This is a genomic window from Undibacterium sp. RuRC25W (assembly GCF_049339825.1).
GTDB lineage: Bacteria > Pseudomonadota > Gammaproteobacteria > Burkholderiales > Burkholderiaceae_D > Undibacterium.
Genome location: NZ_JBMPPD010000066.1, coordinates 1 through 3,633 on the forward strand (window position 1 = coordinate 1; position 3,633 = coordinate 3,633).

The following is a 3,633-nucleotide window of genomic DNA, read 5'->3' on the forward strand; positions in this document are numbered from 1 at the left end:
GGGTGAGATGTGTGTAGTTCATTATGCAATTTCGACTGGCCGGTCAAAAAGGCACAAATGCTATCGCATCTTGCCCTCATTAACCGGTACCGTTCATAAATTGCACTTCATCCTAGAATTCGCCAAACTACATTAAGCAATAGATGTTGTTATAACATATCATTTTCTAAAAATTAACATCCCTGATTGACCTGATCAATAAAGATGTATCGACGTTGCTAGGGAGGATGTTAAATTAAGATAGTCAATGTTAAGAGAGTCAATTTTATTCCGGATGAGATTTGGTTGCCTTATTGAAATTTTTAAAAATTATCTTCAACAAAAATGACACTATGATACCTGTCGGCCGTCTGTTGGCGTTGATGTTTAGTATGGTGTCTGTGTCGGCTGGCGCAGAGACCATTCATGCTTGTGTTGACCAAACTGACCTCCCGCCATTCAGTTACGCGCAGCGGGTCGATGACAGGGTGACAGATCGTGTCGTCGGCGCAAGTGTCGATCTCCTCAGGAAAATTGGTTTAGCTCATAGCTGGACCATAGAAATCCAGTCGTTGCCTTGGACAAGATGCCTTGATATGGTCGCCCACAATCGCTTGCAGTTAGCTATCAATGTCGATAAAACTGATGCAAAAGCAAACAAATTACAGACCAGTACCTCCTATTTTACGTTGCATAACGTGTATTTTTATTCACGTAAGATGCATCCTCAAGGATTGACCTTAATCAATCTCGCTGACGTGCAACATTATCGTCGTTGTGGGTTTCTAGGCTATCATTTTGATCTATTCGGTGTCGATAGCAACCAAGTTGACCGCGGTATGAGTAGCGGCTATGAGCAGATGATTGCTAAACTGCACCTTGGACGTTGTGATTTATTTATCGACAGTCGAGAGACGATGGCGGGGCAATACCTGATTAATCCTAAGTTACGTAGCTTGCTAGTCAACGGTTCCTTGGTTATTCAACCATTGCCCGGTGAGCCGTTGCGAGACTTGCACTTCGCTGTGTCAGGTTCAACGCCGCAATCCAATTTGTTATTGAAAGTGATCAATACAAGCTTAGAAAATCTCGACAAGACCAAGACTATGGATGACTTAGTGAACAGCTATCTCAAATAATGATGAGCATGCGTATGCAGATGCCTAACTCTAGGCGCTATAACTCCATTCAAATCGCTTTGTGTGCACTGCTGTGCGCGAACGCTTTGCACGCGAAGGCAGCGCAAGGAGACACCCCTGACTTAATGAACAACAGTAGCATATCGATCCCGACACAGCCCATGTTTGCGCTCAATGGCTTTGGCACCATTGAGGAGGCGCATACATCAGAAAATTACGGTGATTACGTGTTCGATAATCTACAACCTAAAGGTATTGGACGCAATCGTAGCTGGAGTGGTGACATCGATAGCAGGATTGGCCTGCAGTTGACTTCCCACCTGACATCGACATTGTCCGGTGTATTGCAGGTCATTTCTGAATACCGCTGGAATAATACCTACACGCCATTCGTTAGTTGGGCCAACCTGCAATATGCAGTCACTCCTGATTTTAGTGTGCGGATAGGTCGAATTGCCATGCCTAGTTTTATGGCGTCAGACTCGCGAAAAATTGGTTTCAGTAATATTACCGCACGTCCTCCAGTGGAGGTTTATTCGTTGTTGGCGCTAAAAACCAGCGATGGCGTCGACACGACCTATCGTATGCATTTCAATGACACGACAGACAGTACCACCTTGTTATATGGTAAATCGACAGTAACCAACACCAGCGGCGTTAATATCCACTCGACAGATATACGGGGCATCTTCAATAGTCTTGAATTTGGCGCGACCACGCTGCATGCGGCTTATCAGGAGCGCAATGTCGATAATCAGCATCCAGCGCTAGGCAAGTTTTTCTCGGCCGGGATAAATTACGATCCAGGCACTTGGTTTGCTTCAGCTGAATGGGTAAAAGTAATCAATTTTAATGGAAAAGGTCTGAAAGTACCGCGCGTTGCCTGGGATATTAACGCCGGTCGGCGTTTCGGTGACTTCGCACCGTATGTGACAATTGCAGCGTTACAACCCAACGTGAATACGGGCTCAACGCCTATCGCACAACGCAGTTATGCAGTTGGTGTACGGTGGGATTTGATGCGTAACATCGACGTTAAGGCGCAGCTCGATCACGTGCAGCCTCGGTCTGATTCGTATGGGACATTATTGAACGTAAAAAAAGGCTCGCCCACTGGCAGTCAGTTCAATGTGGTCAGCGTTGTCGTTGATTTTATTTTTTGAATGGGCACACTATGCGCACATTCTATCCAGCTTGCCTCGCTCTGACGTGTCTTATGCTCTGCGCTTTCCCCGCGCAGGCTGAAGTGGTTGTGATTGTTTCTACTAAAAATTCGACTAAGAGTCTGAGCATTGAACAGGTAGCAGATATTTTTCTTGGCAAAAATGCTAGTTTCCCGAAAGGTACACGAGCGACACCGTTAGACCAGAATGAGACCTCTGCTGCGCGTGATAAATTTTATTTGCAAGTGTCCGGCAAAACATCATCACAAATGAAAGCACATTGGGCAAAGATGCTTTTTACCGGCCGTGGTCAACCCCCAGTCGAGTCGGGCGACAGTAGCGAGATAAAACGTCTAGTGGCAAATAATCCGGAATTAGTCGGATATATCGATAAGAAGGATATCGATGACAGTGTTAAGCCTATGTTATTTTTACCTTAGACTTGTCTTACATTAGTTAAGCCGCTTTTTATCAATCCTCACTTTGTCGTTATTCGGCGCGACACCTATTTGGCGCTGCGTGTGACTGGTTTTTACGTCACCATGTAAGTCGAACTACGACAGATATCGGTGAGAACAATCGTCCTTTAATTAAACTCTTTAGTGATTTTAAGTAGAAAGAAGCCATATTTCTGGCGTTTTTAGGGATTAAAGGTGGGTGCAAACATCGACAACGAATTGATTGGTAAGAAAATTGATAGAGCAACCTATGAATGCCATTGGTAACAGTGATCGTCACAGTTAATATGACAGGCCTATAGGGCACAATCGAGACCGTCATCATTTTATGAAAGAAGACGGTGATGTTTGGGATGAATGAATCGGAGGAAGAATGTTGAGAGTATATGGGCATCTTAGTTCAGGAAATTGTTATAAGGTTTTTCTCACACTCAAACAATTGAATATCCCATTTGAATGGATTGATACCGATGCTGTGAAACATGAAACTCGCGCCCCTGAATTTTTGGCGATGAATGCTAACGGCAAGATCCCATTGCTTGAAATCTCACCGGGTCAATATTTGCCTGAGTCAAATGCAATTATGCATTACCTGGCTGAAGGTACGAAACTCTGTCCTACTGATCGTTTTCATCATGCACAAGTTCTGCAATGGCTTTTCTTTGAACAGTATAGTCATGAACCGTATATTGCTACGTCAAGATTTGTTTTAAAGTTTCTTGGGAATCCACCTGAACGTTTTTCTGATATAGAACGGTGGAAAAATCCTGGGCGAATTCTAGGATGAAGTGCAATTTATGAACGGTACCGGTTAATGAGGGCAAGATGCGATAGCATTTGTGCCTTTTTGACCGGCCAGTCGAAATTGCATAATGAACTACACACATCTCACCC

General features: G+C 44.2%; 4 protein-coding genes. All 4 read left to right on the forward strand.

What is annotated here, in order from left to right; genetic code table 11:
* Positions 1 to 332 precede the first annotated feature (332 nt).
* The 4 genes from ACO0KV_RS18250 to ACO0KV_RS18265 all read left to right on the forward strand — a co-directional run bounded on the left by ACO0KV_RS18250 (position 333) and on the right by ACO0KV_RS18265 (position 3,526).
* A complete protein-coding gene (locus tag ACO0KV_RS18250; RefSeq protein WP_423044565.1) occupies positions 333 to 1,118 on the forward strand; it encodes a substrate-binding periplasmic protein in 786 nt (261 codons plus the stop codon).
* Between the two features lie 14 nt (positions 1,119 to 1,132).
* Positions 1,133 to 2,281 (forward strand): hypothetical protein, encoded by a 1,149-nt coding sequence (locus ACO0KV_RS18255; RefSeq protein WP_423044567.1) that lies wholly within the window; start codon positions 1,133 to 1,135, stop codon positions 2,279 to 2,281.
* An 11-nt stretch (positions 2,282 to 2,292) separates the two neighbouring features.
* Complete coding sequence (locus tag ACO0KV_RS18260) at positions 2,293 to 2,721, forward strand: phosphate ABC transporter substrate-binding protein (protein WP_423044569.1); 429 nt, start codon at positions 2,293 to 2,295, stop codon at positions 2,719 to 2,721.
* A 391-nt stretch (positions 2,722 to 3,112) separates the two neighbouring features.
* Complete coding sequence (locus tag ACO0KV_RS18265; RefSeq protein ID WP_423044571.1) at positions 3,113 to 3,526, forward strand: glutathione S-transferase; 414 nt, start codon at positions 3,113 to 3,115, stop codon at positions 3,524 to 3,526.
* The last annotated feature ends 107 nt before the right edge of the window (positions 3,527 to 3,633 follow it).

Coding starts and splice junctions, on each gene's coding strand:
- ACO0KV_RS18250 (WP_423044565.1), top strand. CDS start 333: ATGATACCTGTCGGCCGTCTGTTGGCGTTGATGTTTAGTATGGTGTCT.
- ACO0KV_RS18255 (WP_423044567.1), top strand. CDS start 1,133: ATGCAGATGCCTAACTCTAGGCGCTATAACTCCATTCAAATCGCTTTG.
- ACO0KV_RS18260 (WP_423044569.1), top strand. CDS start 2,293: ATGCGCACATTCTATCCAGCTTGCCTCGCTCTGACGTGTCTTATGCTC.
- ACO0KV_RS18265 (WP_423044571.1), top strand. CDS start 3,113: ATGTTGAGAGTATATGGGCATCTTAGTTCAGGAAATTGTTATAAGGTT.